At 61.3% G+C, this 15,730-nt stretch carries 17 protein-coding genes; 9 read left to right on the forward strand and 8 right to left on the reverse strand.

Features of this window, described 5'->3' with window-relative positions; all coding sequences use genetic code 11:
* Positions 1-33 precede the first annotated feature (33 nt).
* Positions 34-819: an AraC family transcriptional regulator gene (locus BCY88_RS36545; RefSeq protein WP_120348931.1), complete on the reverse strand. Its 786-nt coding sequence runs from the start codon at positions 817-819 to the stop codon at positions 34-36.
* 156 nt (positions 820-975) lie between these two features.
* Between BCY88_RS36545 and BCY88_RS36550 the strand changes: the two genes are divergently transcribed.
* The 3 genes from BCY88_RS36550 to ppnP all read left to right on the forward strand — a co-directional run bounded on the left by BCY88_RS36550 (position 976) and on the right by ppnP (position 3,135).
* Positions 976-1,797, forward strand: coding sequence for an alpha/beta fold hydrolase (locus tag BCY88_RS36550; RefSeq protein WP_120348932.1), 822 nt, complete (start codon positions 976-978; stop codon positions 1,795-1,797).
* Between the two features lie 74 nt (positions 1,798-1,871).
* Entirely contained in the window at positions 1,872-2,612 is a 741-nt protein-coding gene (locus BCY88_RS36555; protein WP_259461621.1) for a hypothetical protein, read from the forward strand.
* Between the two features lie 202 nt (positions 2,613-2,814).
* The gene (gene ppnP / locus BCY88_RS36560) at positions 2,815-3,135 is read left to right on the forward strand and encodes a pyrimidine/purine nucleoside phosphorylase (RefSeq protein ID WP_120349020.1); all 321 of its coding nucleotides are present in this window, start codon (positions 2,815-2,817) and stop codon (positions 3,133-3,135) included.
* 86 nt (positions 3,136-3,221) lie between these two features.
* Here the strand turns inward: ppnP and BCY88_RS36565 are convergent, their stop codons facing one another.
* Entirely contained in the window at positions 3,222-3,914 is a 693-nt protein-coding gene (locus tag BCY88_RS36565; protein ID WP_120348934.1) for an NnrU family protein, read from the reverse strand.
* 492 nt (positions 3,915-4,406) lie between these two features.
* Here BCY88_RS36565 and BCY88_RS36570 point away from each other — a divergent pair, with 492 nt between their 5' ends.
* The 3 genes from BCY88_RS36570 to BCY88_RS36580 all read left to right on the forward strand — a co-directional run bounded on the left by BCY88_RS36570 (position 4,407) and on the right by BCY88_RS36580 (position 7,011).
* Positions 4,407-5,726 carry an Nramp family divalent metal transporter gene (locus BCY88_RS36570; RefSeq protein ID WP_120348935.1) on the forward strand — a complete coding sequence of 440 codons (1,320 nt, stop codon included), beginning with the start codon at positions 4,407-4,409 and terminating at the stop codon, positions 5,724-5,726.
* A 103-nt stretch (positions 5,727-5,829) separates the two neighbouring features.
* Positions 5,830-6,492: a TetR/AcrR family transcriptional regulator gene (locus tag BCY88_RS36575; protein WP_310796142.1), complete on the forward strand. Its 663-nt coding sequence runs from the start codon at positions 5,830-5,832 to the stop codon at positions 6,490-6,492.
* Positions 6,493-6,609: 117 nt separating this feature from the next.
* Positions 6,610-7,011 (forward strand): VOC family protein, encoded by a 402-nt coding sequence (locus BCY88_RS36580; RefSeq protein WP_120348937.1) that lies wholly within the window; start codon positions 6,610-6,612, stop codon positions 7,009-7,011.
* A 160-nt stretch (positions 7,012-7,171) separates the two neighbouring features.
* Here the strand turns inward: BCY88_RS36580 and BCY88_RS36585 are convergent, their stop codons facing one another.
* From BCY88_RS36585 to BCY88_RS36595, 3 genes are all read right to left on the reverse strand, one after another.
* Entirely contained in the window at positions 7,172-7,567 is a 396-nt protein-coding gene (locus BCY88_RS36585) for an RcnB family protein (RefSeq protein WP_120348938.1), read from the reverse strand.
* Positions 7,568-7,850: 283 nt separating this feature from the next.
* Entirely contained in the window at positions 7,851-9,221 is a 1,371-nt protein-coding gene (locus BCY88_RS36590) for an MFS transporter (RefSeq protein ID WP_120348939.1), read from the reverse strand.
* 50 nt (positions 9,222-9,271) lie between these two features.
* Positions 9,272-10,522, reverse strand: coding sequence for a metal-dependent hydrolase family protein (locus BCY88_RS36595; RefSeq protein ID WP_120348940.1), 1,251 nt, complete (start codon positions 10,520-10,522; stop codon positions 9,272-9,274).
* Positions 10,523-10,933: 411 nt separating this feature from the next.
* Between BCY88_RS36595 and BCY88_RS36600 the strand changes: the two genes are divergently transcribed.
* The 3 genes from BCY88_RS36600 (at position 10,934) to BCY88_RS36605 (ending at position 12,899) form a co-directional block, all read left to right on the forward strand.
* On the forward strand, positions 10,934-11,140 hold the full coding sequence (locus BCY88_RS36600; RefSeq protein WP_120348941.1) for a hypothetical protein: 207 nt from the start codon (positions 10,934-10,936) through the stop codon (positions 11,138-11,140).
* A gap of 338 nt (positions 11,141-11,478) precedes the next feature.
* Positions 11,479-11,637: a hypothetical protein gene (locus tag BCY88_RS40050; RefSeq protein WP_183081540.1), complete on the forward strand. Its 159-nt coding sequence runs from the start codon at positions 11,479-11,481 to the stop codon at positions 11,635-11,637.
* Positions 11,638-11,801: 164 nt separating this feature from the next.
* Entirely contained in the window at positions 11,802-12,899 is a 1,098-nt protein-coding gene (locus BCY88_RS36605; RefSeq protein ID WP_120348942.1) for a serine hydrolase domain-containing protein, read from the forward strand.
* Positions 12,900-13,021: 122 nt separating this feature from the next.
* Here the strand turns inward: BCY88_RS36605 and BCY88_RS36610 are convergent, their stop codons facing one another.
* The 3 genes from BCY88_RS36610 to BCY88_RS36620 all read right to left on the reverse strand — a co-directional run bounded on the left by BCY88_RS36610 (position 13,022) and on the right by BCY88_RS36620 (position 15,721).
* A complete protein-coding gene (locus BCY88_RS36610; protein ID WP_259461629.1) occupies positions 13,022-13,444 on the reverse strand; it encodes a cupin domain-containing protein in 423 nt (140 codons plus the stop codon).
* Between the two features lie 272 nt (positions 13,445-13,716).
* Positions 13,717-14,670, reverse strand: coding sequence for a PDR/VanB family oxidoreductase (locus BCY88_RS36615; RefSeq protein ID WP_120348944.1), 954 nt, complete (start codon positions 14,668-14,670; stop codon positions 13,717-13,719).
* A gap of 1 nt (position 14,671) precedes the next feature.
* Positions 14,672-15,721 carry an aromatic ring-hydroxylating dioxygenase subunit alpha gene (locus BCY88_RS36620; RefSeq protein WP_120348945.1) on the reverse strand — a complete coding sequence of 350 codons (1,050 nt, stop codon included), beginning with the start codon at positions 15,719-15,721 and terminating at the stop codon, positions 14,672-14,674.
* Positions 15,722-15,730: the final 9 nt, after the last annotated feature.

Below are 15,730 nucleotides of genomic sequence, written 5' to 3' on the forward strand. Positions count from 1 at the left end.
ATTCCCACGCAGGCGCGCGCGGTGCCCATTGTTCTATCGCCAAGAACGCGCTTCCATGTATTGACTCGGCGTTTCGCCCAGTGCACGGCGGAACGCGGCCGCGAATGCGCTGGGACTCGCATATCCGAGGTCGAGCGCTACCTGGGTTACCGGTTTGCCCAGGCTCAGGCGCTCGATTGCCGCCAGCAGACAGACCTGCTGGCGCCACCCCCCGAAACTGACGCCGGACTGCGTGCGGAACAAACGCGTGAAGGTCCGCCGGCTCATCCCGGCTTCGGCGGCGACGGCATCCAGATCGACGGTGATCGACGGCGCCGCGAATAGACGCCGGCACACGCGCGCAAGGCGCGGATCCGCGGGCAACGGCGCGTTCAATGACAACTGCGGTGCGGCCGCAATCTCGGCGACCAGCAGGGTCATCAGTTTGCCGGCGCGTCCACCGGCGTCGTACAGCGCGGGCAGATCGATTGCCTCGTCGAGCAGTTGTTTGAGCAGCGGCGACACCCCATACACGCTGCACTGAGTGGGGAGTCCTTCCGCTCGTACCGTCTCGTTCGAGACGAACGTGTTCACCATGGTGACCGCACCGCTCATCGTCATTTCGTGCTCGACGCCCGCGGGCACCCAGCACGCGCGCTGCGGTGGCACGAGCCAGTTGCCCGCTGGCGTGGCGAGGCTGATTGCGCCGCGAGAGGCGAACGCGAATTGTCCGCGCCGATGCGAATGCGAGGGAAACGTCAGGCCGGCCGGATAGTCGGTCGCGGTCACGACGACGCTCCGGGGAATGTCTTCGTAGGGATCGATCAGGGTATTGCGCATGGCTCGAATTCTACAGTTTTTGACCCGATGCCGAAGGCGGGCCGCTCCGTTCATCTTTACGATGCAACGCATGCCCGTCGAACACCGCGTTTCAATGCGTTGAAGACAGGCCGGCCACGCCAGCCAGGTCAATTGTTCCTTCGTTTCGGAGTCGAGATGCTCAATACATTCCATCGGGTGGGCCACGGCCCGCATGCCGTTCTTGTGCTGCATGGCTGGTTCGGTGACGCGCACGCGTTCGAGCCGATCGAGGCGTGGTTATCGCGTGACAGATTCAGCTACGTCTTCATGGACTACCGTGGATACGGTGGCATGAAAGAAGCCGATGGCGAATACACGATCGACGAGATCGCCGCCGATACGCTCGCACTTGCGGACGCTCTCGGTTTTCATACGTTCAGCCTGGTGGGTCATTCAATGGGCGGCATGGCGATCGAAAAGATCGCCGCGTGCGCGCCTGAGCGTGTGCGTGCGCTGATTCCGCTAGCGCCCGTACCCTGCGGCGGGATCGCATTCGACCCGGATAAGCGCGCCTTGTTCGAAGGCGCGGCCGATCGGCGCGACCACCGCGTGACGATCATCGATCGAAGTACGGGCCATCGCTTGCCCGCGTCGTGGGTCGAATGGAAAGCGGCCTATTCGGCAGCGCATTCGTCAAGGAAGGCGTTTGCAGCGTATTTTCACGCGTGGGCTGATACGGACTTTAGCGATGAAATCGGGGGCGGCCATCCGGTGAAGGTCATCGTCGGCGAGCATGATCCGGCATTCAATCAGAAACTGATGACCGAAACCTATCTTCGACGATATCCACTCGCCACGATCGAGGTCCTGGCGAATGCGGGTCACTATCCGATGAACGAAACGCCGCTCGCACTCGTCGCGGTACTCGAACGTTTTCTTCTCGATCTGGACCCCGACTTCGACGTGGGAAAAGAACGAAACCTCCATGAGTCAGGATGTCAGGGCGTTTGCCGCTGAGCTCATTGGGGCGATGGGTAGCAGTCGGCCGATCTGTGCCGAGGCGATTCCCAGGAATCGTTACAATCGCGCAGATGAATCAACCCTCTCAACAGCATCGCGTGCCAGACATGCTGACCTCTTATTTCTGGAGTGACGACACCCTGCGCAGCCGACACGTGAGCGACATCGTGCTAACAGGCACGGTCGACGTGCCTGCGCCGCCGGCGCGTCTGCTTGCGGATTGGGACAGGGAGATATCGTCGCGCATGGTTCTCGAGCCCGGTGACGTCGAGGTCATGCCGTTGGCGCGCGCACGGATGCGCTGGCCGGACTACACACGCTGCGTGCAGGCCATCTCCGATTGGACTGGCGCGCTTGGATTACCCGGCGTGCTTGCTGCCAGCGACGTAGCCCTCATGGCCTGCCGCGGCGCACGGTACCACCATGATGGTGAGCAGTATGGCGGCGCGGTCTTCTGTAATCTTTTCCTGAGCGAGGAAAAGGGGCTGGATTTGCATTTCCCCGCTTTGGACCTTCGTATTCCGCTGACTCGGGGCACGGCGGTGATATTCGATACGTGCCAGCCTCATGGCGTCATTCGGCGCCACAGCAGCGGATTCAATGTGTCCGACTTCACGCCGGACCAGGATTGGGTCCAGCTATTCCTGACCTGGGAGCTGCCCATCGAAGACGCTCATGTCGGGCACGCACTCAAGCTTGCCTTCGATGTCGACCCTTCGGCCTCCTTGCAACTGGATGCAGAGCAAGTTCGTCTGAACGGTGAACCAGTCAGCGTGTGCCCGGAATCTGGCCGTTGGCGCCGGGTCGACTGACCGTCAGGATCACACAGCAGCATCGCTCTGACACAGTCGCCCTTGCACGAGGGACGCTGACTGGGGGCATCGGCCGCCTGTATGATGGCGGGCTGGCGCCAAACCGAAAGTCCGCGCAGGCGATCCGCGCAGATTGCGCACCGCCGGCCGCTATGACGCGGCGCCAACGCATCCATTCACGATGATCCAGAGGAAGACCGCCATGACGGCCGCAACGCAATTCGATCAGGTTTCAGTTATCAAACGAGCCAACGTCTACTTCGACGGCAGGTGTGTTTCGCACACGGTTCTCTTTGCCGACGGTACGCGCAAGACGCTCGGCGTCATCCTGCCCGGCGTGCTCAATTTCGGCACCGACGCGCCGGAACTCATGGAAGTGCAGGCCGGCCAATGCCGCATCCGCCTCGAAGGCGGCGACGAGTGGAAGACGTATGGCGCGGGCGAGTCGTTTTCGGTGCCCGGCAAGAGCCGCTTCGATATCGACGTGATCGAAACGCTCGACTACGTCTGCAGCTATCTGTAAAGCCGGACCGGCGCGCGTGCCGGTGGATTTCCCCGCCGCGCCGCCGTTTCCTGCCTGATGATTGTCGCCGGGTCGCCGGGCCGCCGCTACAGCCAGTGCCAGATGCCCGCGGCCCAGCCGGTGAGCGGCCCATGCGCCCAGGTCGCGACGAGCCAGACAACGAGGCCGCCCAACAGCGCGTGCGAGCCGAAGCCCGCCAGCCGCGCGCGGCCGGCGGCGATCGCCGCGAACGGCAGGTAGCTCGTCTTCGACTCCCATGCGGGCCAGAGGTCCGGCTGGAGTTGCTCCTTCTTCCGATCCTGCAGGGCGGCGCCAACGAGCGCGAGGAAGATAATGGCCGCCGCGAGGATGATGTTTTTAGTCACCGGGAATACCGCGACGTGACATAGCCCCCAGAGCGCGAACGCCCACATCATCGGGTGACGCGTTACCGCGAACACACCGAGCGCTGTTTCCGGAAACGGGCCGGGTTGACCGCCGGTGGGAAGCGCCGGGTTGCGGATCAGGGAGCCCATCAGAAGGATCGACGCGATCAGCATGACGAGGGTCACCACCGCCCAGAGCACGTCTCCCGCCGCCCATAGCGGCGCCGTGACAGGCGCGTGCAGGTAGGCCACGATCAGCCAGCCGAAGGTGACGAGCGCCACCACCGAATAGACACCGAGGAACCCCACTTCGCCGATTGCGCGGACCAAACGCCCGCGCAGCGGATGGGACAGGAGAAAGTGGCTACCCACGAAGGCGACCGCCGCCGCCGCAACTGCGCTGGTGCTTCCCATTGATCCGGCTCCTCAAGTCATATCGTCGATTGACCGTGTTGTCCTCACTCGCGAACATGCGTCGCCGGACGGGTTCGAAGCTGCCGGCATAGTGCGCACTTCGGCATTGATGAGGACTTCATCTGGACAGGCGTCATAGCGGTTCGAACCACCGTGGCGGGCCGGGTTATGGCCCCTGTTCCCCATCCAGTACCGAAGATTACTCCTCGCGCGAGTAGACCGGTCAAGTGCACGGGGACGGTGCGCCAGGCGTTCATTCCAAAGCACCTTTGGCGTGGAGGCCGGCAATGTCCGCGATCCGCCTGCCCAGATTCGCAACCGGGTGGGAAATCGCACTCTGCGGTACATTTATTACACTGTCCGACGTGGGGGCGACGACTGCTCCACCGTTGCGAAGTCTCTTCGGCGTAAATGGCGCTGCGAAACCGTCAATGCCATGCTTGCCAGGTAGTTCGGATACTCCTGTCATTCTCATGAGCAAGGAGCAAGAGCTTGGACGATCGCGTTCGTAAGGCATCCAGACCGGCGACGAGAACCGAGCGCACCACGCTTGCGGTCAGAGCGGTATTGGAAGGCCGCCGCGGCGGTGCGCTGATGCTCCTGCCGTTTGCGGGACCGGCCGTGGTGGTCTCGGTTGCCTATATGGACCCGGGCAACTTTGCGACGAACATTCAGGCGGGCGCCAGATACGGTTACGCGCTGCTCTGGGTGGTGCTATTGGCGAATCTTGTGGCGATGCAGTTTCAGGCGCTCTCGGCGAAGCTCGGCATCGTCACCGGGCGAAACCTCGCGGAACTGTGCCGCGAACGGTTTCCGAAACCTGTCGTGCTGGGCATGTGGGGCGTAAGCGAAATTGCCGCGATGGCAACCGATCTGGCCGAATTTCTCGGCGGGGCAATCGGGCTGTCGTTACTGTTTCACATGCCGTTGCTTGGGGGCATGGTGGTCACGGCGATCGTGACCTACGGCCTGCTGTTGTTTGAGAGCGCGGGCTTCCGTCCGCTTGAACTGGCGATCGGCGCACTCGTCGGCATCATCGGCTTGTCCTACCTTGCCGAACTGTTCATCACGCCGATTGCATGGCGGAGCGTGTTCGCCCACACGGTTTCTCCCCGATTGCCCGACGCGAACGCACTGACGATCGCGGTCGGCATCGTGGGCGCGACCGTGATGCCGCACGCGCTTTTCCTGCACTCCGGACTCACGCAAGGCCGGGCGCCGGCGAGAACCGAGAGCGAGCGTGCAAAGTTGCTGAAGTTTTCGAATATCGAGGTTGTCATCGCGCTGACCATTGCCGGGCTCATCAATATGGCGATGGTTATCATGGCGGCCGGTGCATTCCACAACGGGCACCCGGAGGTGGCGGAGATCGAAACGGCCTATCACACGCTGGCGCCGCTATTGGGCATTGGGGCGGCGGGGATTTTCCTGTTGTCGTTGATCGCTTCGGGTATATCGAGCTCCGTGGTCGGCACCATGGCGGGCCAGATGATCATGCAAGGGTTCGTGGGTTTTCGCATCCCGCTATGGGTGCGCCGCGCCGTTACCATGGTGCCGAGTTTCGTCGTGGTGGCGCTTGGGGTGAATGCGACCCAGGCACTCGTTCTCAGCCAGGTTGTGTTGAGCCTCGCGTTGCCGCTGCCGATGGCAGTGCTGGTATGGTTCACCTGCAGCAAGGACGTGATGGGCCCATACAAAAACCGCGCGCTTGTCGCCGTGATCGCTACGCTCGCGGCATTCGTCGTCCTGTCGTTCAATGTCGTGCTGATACTGCAAACGTTCGGCGTTGAGATTCCTGGCTTGCCAGCCTGAACTATTCGTAACTATCCATACACGTGATTGCCGCATGCCTCGACAGCTGACTCCGTCCCCGCTCAAACCGCGCAGGGCGCCCAGCCAACCGCGCTCCGAACGCATGGTTGCCACCTTGCTCGAAGCGGCCGCGCAGGTGCTCGAAATGAAAGGGCTCGAAGGTTTCAATACGAACGCGGTCGCGGAGCGCGCCGGCGTCAGCGTCGGCTCGCTGTATCAGTACTTCCCCGGCAAGGACGCGTTGACGATCGCGCTCATGTTGCGGGAGAAAGAACGCTTCTACGAGGACGCGCGCAGCGCGCTCGATCACGCGAACGGACTGGCCGCGCTCAACCATCTGATTGGCTGCTCGGTGCGGCAACAGTTTGCGAGACCCACGCTGGCAAGGTTACTCGACGTCGAAGAGAGCAGACCGCAGTTGCGCGAGGCGCTACCGGACACTGGAACGATGCACACCTTGCTGGCGCAGATTCTTGCGAGTGATGATTTGCCGCCGCAGGACGACACGGTTCTCGCCGCACGCGATCTGATGGCGATCGTCCGCGGTCTCGTCGATGAAGCCGGTGAGCGAGGGGAGACGGATACGGCCGGACTCACTCGCCGCGTAACGGCCGCCGTGCTGGGCTATCTGACGATGATGTCGGCGAGTGCCGAATCGAATGGCGATGCGCTCGCCACGGAAACGCCGCAACCAGAGGAAAAGCCCAAAGGCAAACGCGAGTACGCTGCACGCAAGGTGCCGGCGCGCGGGCTGAAACGCCCGTAGCACAAGGCTGAGCGGCGGGCAGCGCGAGCGCGGCGACGCGAGTATTGAACGCGAGCTTTTACTCGTAACATTCTCCGTATGGAACGCAACGAGCGAACCAGAACAACGGAGATCGACATGACCGATATCACCACCACCATGAAGCTCAATCACGCGAGCTTCCCCTCATCCGATGTGAGCGCCACCGCCAGTTTTTTCGAGGCTCATCTGGGCTGTACCGTTGCCGCGCGAGGCGCGAGCTGGTTGTTGAAACGTCCAGGCTTCGACATCGTGATCGAAGACGCCGCCGACCACCCGGTCGAATGGCCGCACAACTTTCACATCGGCTTCGAGTTGCCTACGCTCGACGATGTTCGCTCGCTTTATGACCAGATGGCCGCGGCCGACGTCGTGATGAAAACCGAGGTGTTCAAGCATGAGCGCGGCTCGCGATTCTTCTGTGAAGTGCCGGGCGGCGTGCTTGTCGAAATCAATACTCGTTCGGATGCCGAAGAGAAATTTCGAGGCACCTTCAACTGATAACCCGGTAGCTTCGGGCGCGGTGTATGTATTCACCAGCGCGCGATACGGAGTGGGGCGGTGGCCCGTAACGACGGGCCACCGCGTTCACCTGCGGTCACGATCCGCGTAATGAAAGCTCGTTTTCGCGGTGCAAAGCAGGCGATTTCGATCCGGTAGCTTAATGTCCGTTCAGCAGGACGTTTGCAATGACACCCGTGGCGATGGCGGCGAGCACATAGTCCCCGTTCACGCCGACCCACTGATAGCCGCGAGGCGGCGCTTGCAGGCCGTGCTCGTGCCAGTTGTCGACAACGTAATTGCGATCGCGGTACTCGGCCGGAAGCCGCTCACCCTTGTGCCAATCGCTGTGAGGAACGGGACCGCCCGGGCCTCCCAAAGACGCTTCGTGAGGCGCAGGCCCGTGGCCACGTCCATACTGGCCTCCGTGCCCCGGATTCTGTCTTTCGTGCTGAGGCGGGCCGCCGTGATTGTCGTCGTGTTGCTGAGCGAAGACGGCGGCGGGCGTGCCGAGTAACGAAACGATCAAGAGTGGTGCGACGATTGTCAATTTCATGGCTTTGTCCCTGAGTGAATGACGCGATAGCAGTCTGACGCTCGAAGCTGTGTCTGCCGCAAAGCGCCTGCTGCGTATTGATTGCCTCGCTACGCGACGTGGTTCGCATCGTGCTTCGCACTATTAACGCTCACATCGTCTGCGTTGGCAAATAATGTCATAAGAACGTCAGTTCGCCAAAGCCACGTAACACAGCTTCACTAATTCGAGGCGCGTGATACACCGGTGTCACGAGGGTGTCACGCTGACGGCGATAGCCGGACTGGAGCCGTCAACTGATTTCTTACCGTTCGACCTGGCCTGCAGCAATGTCCTCGAGCGACCTTCCACGCGTCGGCACTCCCATGAGCACCACGGCCATCGCACCGCACAGCAGCACCAGCGTCGTTGCACCGAATACCCCGGCAAAGCCCAGCAGTGGATAGACGTACCCAACGAGGATAGGCGCCGCGATCGCGCCCAGCCGGCCGATTGACGAAGCGAGCCCCGTGCCCGTGGCGCGCACGTCGGTGGGAAACACCTCCGGCGTATAAGCGTAGACGCCGGCATAGGTGCCGTTCATGAAGAACGAAAGCAGGATACCCGACACCATGATGCCCGCATCCGTGCGCGTCAATGCAAGCCCAAGTGCGGATACGCCGCCCAATATCATGTATGACGCGATCGTTGCCTGTCTGCCGATCTTCTCATTGAGCCACGCGCCAGAAAAGTAGCCCGGGATCTGTGCAAGGTAAATCACCAGCGAGTACGAAAAGCTTCGCGTGATCGTCATCCCGTTCTGAACCAGCAAGCCCGGAATCCATGTGAAAAAGGCGTAGTAGCTGAAGGTGATGGATAACCACATCAGCCACGTCATGGCTGTGATGCGCGCGAGCCTGGTTGTCCACAATGCCTTCACGTTCGCGACGATCGAGGCCCGTCCCGCTGCGAGCGGAACCGTGGTGTTGCTCACTGCGGGCAGCGGCTCCAACTGCCAACCGGCCTGGGTCACCTCTGCTTCCATTCGCGAGACGATCGCATCGGCTTCCGCATGCCGGTCGCGCGCTTCGAGCCAGCGCGGCGATTCGGGCAACGCACGGCGCCACCAGAGCAGCATCAGAATCGGCAGCGCGGTGATGACCATTACCGCCCGCCATGCATTCGGTGCGAGCGGGATCACCAGATAGCCGAGCAATGCAGCCGCCACGAAACCGAAGGAGAAGAAACCCGCGAGGCTGCCCGTGAAACTCCCGCGATACCGACGCGCTACGAACTCCGAAAGAAACGGCGCGACGATGGCGCTTTCCGCGCCCGTTCCCAACCCGGCGACAATGCGCGTTGCGAGAAAAAATCCCCAATCATTCGCGAGTGCGCTGGCGAGAGAGGCCACACAGTAGATCACGAGCGCGAACATCATGACCTTGCGTCGGCCGATGATATCGCCGAGCATGCCCGCGAACATCGCGCCGACGAAATAGCCGATGAACGTGCCGCTTCCCAGCACGCCTGTCTGCACACTCGTCAATCCCCATTGCGTGCGCAGCATCGGCAGCAGGAAGGCGAGCACGGCGGCGTCCATCGCATCGAAGGTGTAGCCGAGGCCACCCATCAACAGCAGACGGCGGTGAAAACCTGAAAACGGCAGGCGTTCGATGCGGGCTGAAATCATCGACATGAACAGACTCCGATAGGGACGGTGGGCACAACGCACGCACGCTTACACGGTCAGCACCCTTCGAGTTCGTTGACGAAGAGGCGGCCATCCTTCATCACGAGTGGGATATGTTCACCCTGACTTAACAGGCAATCGACAGACTTCAGCGGATTGCCGTCGACCACCAGCAGATCGGCGTGAGCACCCGGCACGATTTTGCCGAGCTTGTCCTGCATGCCGAGTACTTCCGCGCCGACGACGGTTGCGCTCGCGATCACCTCGGCCGGCGACAGGACTTCGGCCAGAATCCGGAATTCGTCGCTTTGCAGACGCTGAGCCTCGCCGAGCAGGTCCGTACCGAAGCCCATCCTGACCCCGGCGCGCTTCATGATTTCAATTGAGTGCAGGCCGGCGCCATGCACGTCCGCGATCTTGGCGATGCTTTCCGGCGGCAGCCCGTATTTCTCGCCTTCGCTTGCAAGGGCGTCGTAAGTGACCAGGGTTGGCACGACATACGCGCCGTGCTCTGCCACGAGGCGCGCCGTCTCATCGTCGATCAGGTTGCCGTGTTCGATCGTGCGCACGCCGCAACGCACCGCGCGCGCGATCGCCGCCGGCGTATAGGCATGCGCGAGCACATAGGTGCCGCGCCCCTGCGCCTCGGCCACGATCGCGCGGATCTCGTCCTCGGAGTAACCGAATGCGCCGACCGGGTCGGTGGGTGAAGCCACGCCGCCCGAAGCCATGATCTTGATCTGGTCGGCGCCCATCTGCAGCTCTTCACGCACGGCCCGGCGTACTTCATCGACGCCGTCCGCCACGCGGCCAAGCGCACCCACGCGCACGCAGCATCCGCAGGGCGAATCGGGCGGCATGTAGTCGGAGCGGGCGCGCGGATCGGCATGACCACCTGTCTGGCTCAGCGCGCGTCCGGATACGAAGAGGCGCGGCCCCTCGACGAGCCCCGACTCGACCGCCTGCTTGAACGGATATCCGGCACCCCCGGCGTCACGCACGGTGGTGAAGCCGCGGCGCAGCATCGCACGCATGATCGGCACGGCGCGCAGCGTGACCAGCACGTTGGGTAGCGTCGCGACACGCGGCAGGTTGAACTCGATTGCGACGACATGCACATGCAAATCGATCAGGCCCGGCATGATCGTCTTGCCCTTGACATCGATGACGTGTGCGCTGCCGCTCTTTATCGGCTTATCGGAAACCTCGCGCACGAAGCCGTCTTCAATGAGGACTTCGAAACCTTCTAGAAGATCAGGGTGGGTGGGATCGAGAAGCGCGCCGTTACGTAATAGGAAGGTGGTCAACTGTTGTCTCCTTCAAGTTTCGATTACAGCGCCCGGCATTCGGGCCTCACCTCGAGTATGCCGCCTTGGCGTATGGAAGCGCTGCCAGGATATTCATCAGGATCGGTCCGATATGCATCCAGTCTGTGCGCTGACCCACACGTGGTGCAACGCGGATTGCGTTTCGCCTGCCGGCGGGCCATGCTGCACCGCGACAGCTTTGCGAAGCCGCTGTAAATATGCAGTAAAAAGCGTTTCCCACATATTGATCTGTTGGACACCTCAGCATTATGATGGGTGCCTTGGCGCGCGACATGTCACCGGCTACAAGGCGGCATACCGCAGCAGCCATCCCCGAATTGATCCTGCTCGCGAGGCGAGGCCAACGGATCAGGTTCCCAGCGAAGCAACAGGCTCAGCCAGGAGACGGAGATGCTCAGTCCACATGAATTCGCGACCCTCATGCTGCTCAAGGATGCGCCGGATCTGCTGAATCTGGACAGTGCCGATCTGGAAGCGCTTCTGGATCGCCAGCTCGTCACGCTGGAAGACCCCTCTTCCGGGCAGCGACGACCTCTCATCACTCAAGACGGGCAAATGTTTCTGAAGGCTTTCGCCCGTCTTCCGCGCGACGAATGACACGACGAATGACACGTATCGCTTGATCAGGTTGACCGTCAGGGGGTGTTTCGTGGCTGAATCGTGGACAGGAATCGTCGTCGGTCTGTGTGGGATGAGCGCTGCCGTGCTGCTGGTCGCCGTTCACTATTGGCGCGAAATGACGCGACGGCGCAAACTCAAACGAATGGACCATCGCGATTGGTGGGAAGTGATGCGCGACAGGCACTGAAGAGGCGCCTCCCGATCCGTTGATGGTCACGGCGTGAAAGGACCCGTGCAGATTTGAAGAGCACTCCTTTTCAGAGACGTGGCAACATGCCCGACCTGCTGCCAGGCAGGTCACAGGAAAGCCGACCATGGTCTGGCTAGCCGATACGGTGCTGGTCGTGCATGCGCTGCTGGCGCCGGGTTCCACCTCGCAACACACCTCACGCGAACACAACGCGCCGGTGACCGACGCATCGCATCTTCGGGCAGCGCCAATCCGTAATATTCAGCAAGATTGTGCCGATTAACTTGCCAACGGAATTCTGGCAATCCACCGTTTAACGTCTCAGCGTACGAAACGATTTCGGTGAGCGCTTCAGGCAGCGCCGACGCAAGATATTAAACGGTTCGTGGTGTCGATTCTGACGACTCTCTTCACTTGGGTTGCCACGACTTTCGTCTGCCACAGGAGATGAGTTTGAAAGTTAATCGCAGGGCCTTTATCGCACTTGCCCTGGCAGGACTGGCAACGCGGAGCCCAATCTCGCTCGGGGGCCAGTCATCTGACGCGGCAGATTGGCCGGGAGCGGAGTGGGACCGGATTACGCCTGGGCAGGCTGGATGGGCGGCCGATGCGCTCGCGCAGGTCCATGCTCATGCCCAGTCGATCGGCACGGCGACGCTCGTGATTGTGCATCGCGGTCGCATCCTCGACAGCTGGGGTGACATTACTCGCAGGCTCGAGGTCCATTCGGTGCGTAAAAGTCTTCTCAGTGCACTGATCGGCATCGCCGTTGCGGAGAAAAAAATTGATCTTGACGCAAGCCTGGCAAGCCTGAATATCGACGATACGCCTCCCGGTCTGACCGACGCGGAGAAAGAGGCGACGGTCCGCCAGCTACTCCAGGCGCGTTCCGGCGTATATCACCCCGCACTCTACGAAACCGCTGGGGAGAAGCGATTGCGGCCTGCTCGCGGCAGCCATCCTCCCGGCACGTTCTGGTACTACAACAACTGGGATTTCAATGTCCTCGGCACGATCTACGAGCGGGCGGTCGGTACATCGATTTTCGAAAGCTTCCGGCAACGCATTGCGAGTCCGATCGGGATGCAGGACTACCGTCCTCAGGACGGGCGCTACATCCGTGGGCGGGACTCCGTGTTTCCGGCCTATCCGTTCCATATGAGCGCACGCGACCTCGCGCGTTTCGGATTGCTATACCTTCGCTCGGGCCAATGGAATAACGAGGCTATCGTTCCCGCTAGCTGGGTTGCGGAAAGTACCCGTGCCTGGTCGGAAACGTATTTTCATTCCGGATATGGCTATCTCTGGTGGACGGGGTTTCCTGACCGGCGCGTGGCGGTCATGGATCTGCCGCCCGGTGGTTTCTGGGCCGACGGCCACGCAGGCCAGTTCGTGGTGGTCGATCCCATGAACGACCTTGTCGTCGTTCACCAGACCGCCGGGCAGCAAGTCACTGCGCAGCAAATGGGCCATCTGATGGGGTTGATCTACACGGCTGCGCACGTCGGTGACCCGGGGGCTGATCCTGTTGCAGCGAGCAGTTAGCGACAAGGACCGACACGGGGGGCGAGACTGCTAGTTCCACCACCACGACGAAATGACTGCGTAAGGATATATTGGCCTCCCGCATTTTTATTCGTGCAAGCCAATCCGGAGCCGCGAAGTCCTCAATCTTCACTCTCTTTGGCGAGGTCCACGAAAACCTTATGGGTACCCGCCGCATATAGACGCTTGCCCTTGTGCGGGTAGTCGCAAACGTCCTGCTCCAGTCGCTGACCGGCGACGATAAGAACGAGCGGAGCGTGCCCGGTATTCAACAATGTGTGTGCAGCGCCGCCGCGTGCAAAACCCATGAAGTCCCCGGGTCCGACTTCGTGTACCTGATCGTCGATGATTGCCTCGCCGTTGCCGGAGAGGATGTAGACACATTCCTCTTCGTAAAGGTGGCGATGATATTCGGTGGACTCGTGCCCGGGTTGCAGCGTGATGAGGTGAAAGCCGAACTGGGTGAGCCCGGCCATGTCGCTTAGCGACCTCTTAAGGCGAACCGCCCGCTCATTCAATGGATGGATGGAGCACTGCGGCTCCATTGCGTCGATTTCGGTTGCCTTCAACAGCGTGCGTGCTTGGTTCGCCACTATTCGCCTCGTCTCTAACGGATATGACATCTGGTGCAAGTCCGCTTGAATTGTCAGCGATCTTTTCGTTCATGTCGATGACCGCCTGACCATGCCGTGATCGACTATGGCAAGCCGGGCGTTGTGAGCGTTGCGCGGATCGGCTGGTTTGACGCCGCGGCTGAAGGCTATCGGTCTCTGGGAAATACGGCGCATTCTGGAAAAGGAGTGATCGATCGGGACGACTAGAGATCGATCACCAGTTCGTCTGATTTTGCTCGTGACACGCAGATCATGAGTGATCTGTTAGCCAGTTGTTCATCCTCACTCAATACGTAATCGCGATGCTCGACTTCTCCCGACAGGACTTCAAGCTCACAGCTGCGGCACAGTCCTTCCCGGCAGGAAAACGGTGGGTGGACGCCATGACGCTCCAGGCTTTCGAGAATCGACTCGTTGGGCGCAACCGCGCAGCGCAGTCCCTGTTTTGCGAGCACGACCGTGAAAGCGCGTTCACTGTTATCGGCAACGCGCGGCGGCGGTGCGGTGAAACGCTCAAAATGGAGGTTCTCGCACGGTATGCCGCATTGCCGGCCGTGATGCAGTACGGCGTCCATGAGTCCATCTGGCCCGCAACAATAGACATGCTCCGCGGCCGCCACATTGCTAACGAGTGCCTGAATATCAGGTGTCTGGCCGGCGAATTCGTCGTTGGCGTGCACATGAACGTTGTCACCGAACGCGCGCAATTCATCGAGGTACGCGGCGCACGTTCGTGAACGCACGCAATAGTGCAGGTGCCAGGGCACTGAATGACGGATGCACCAGCGGATCATGCTGAGAATGGGCGTGATGCCTATTCCGCCGGCAATGAAACGATGCGATACCGCCGCAGGTGACAAAGCAAACAGCGAGCGGGGCTCGCTGATCGTCAGCGAGTCACCTTCGCGAAGCGATGCGTGCAGATAGCTCGACCCGCCGCGCGATGTAGCAGACAGGCTTACACCAAGACGATAGCGGTCTGTTTCCGCTGCATCGTTGCAGACCGAATACTGTCGGACGAGACCGTCGGCAAAATGGACATCGATATGCGCGCCTGGTTCGAACGGAACAAGCGTCGCGCCGTCCGCGGCTTGCAGCTCGATGCCGAGAATCCCTTCGGCCTCGCGCTTCAGTTGCGTCACTTTCACCTGAATCATCTCAGGCTCCCGCGGCCGCTTCCGGCGTCTGCTGTTTCTCTTCTTCAAGCCGCTGATTGACTGCCCAGCGAAACTGGGACAGTGCGGCGTCGATACCGAATGGCATCATTCTGAAGCCGGGATCCAGTGCAAGATTTTTCTGCTGGGCGGTGATGATGTCGCGGTCTTCGTCGAATGCATCGACAACCGCCTGATGGATCGCTCGCGTGACCTCGGGCTGGTCGATCGCGAAGTTGTGCGGATGGCCGAAGAAGTAATGCGTGGAGTTTTCCGTCTCCGGCGTGAGTGCCTGGCAGCCACGGAATTCGGCTGCGTCGACACGGGCACCCTCCTGCGCGCCGGTGCCCACGGGCGCCATGCCGGAATCCATGCGTAGAATCGCGGGAATGGTGAAGTCGTAAACGTTCCAGCGATCGACCTTGCCAGGCCAGTTCTTGACGGCGGCGGCGAACGGCGGCGCATCCGTATTCAACGTCCAGCGTGTGATGCGAACACCGCCGTCGATCCGCTCAACTTTGGGCTGCACCCTGGCATAGTCTTCGGGGCCGCCCAGCGTGGTGGGATGCACGAACGGCAGATGCGAGAAGTCCAGCAGGTTGTCGCAGATCAGCAGGTAGTTCACGTCGTAGTGAATGTAGCCAGGCAAGCTGCGCCACTGCGGATCGTCGAGCCAATGAGTGTCGGGAATCGTCTCCGGGTCGGCAAGCGAAGGGTCGCCGGTCCAGATCCAGATCCAGCGGTGCCGCTCGACAACCGGGAATGTTCGAACCTTCGCCTGCGGCGGAATGCGTTGTTGGGCCGGCGCTTCAACACACGCTCCGGTGCTGTCGAATTTCAGCCCGTGATACATGCAGCGGACGCAATCGCCTTCGCGCCGGCCAACCGACAGCGGCGCACCGCGATGGCAGCAACGATCCTCGAGCGCGACAACGCGGCCGGTTTCCTCGCGATACAGCAGAACCGGAATGCCGGTGATGACGCGAGCGAACAGCGCCTCGTTTTCCACCTCGTGCGACCAGGCGGCCACATACCACGTATTCCTGATAAACATCCTTGTCTC

It is taken from the genome of Paraburkholderia fungorum (assembly GCF_003610895.1).
In the GTDB taxonomy this organism is placed as follows: Bacteria; Pseudomonadota; Gammaproteobacteria; order Burkholderiales; family Burkholderiaceae; genus Paraburkholderia; species Paraburkholderia fungorum_B.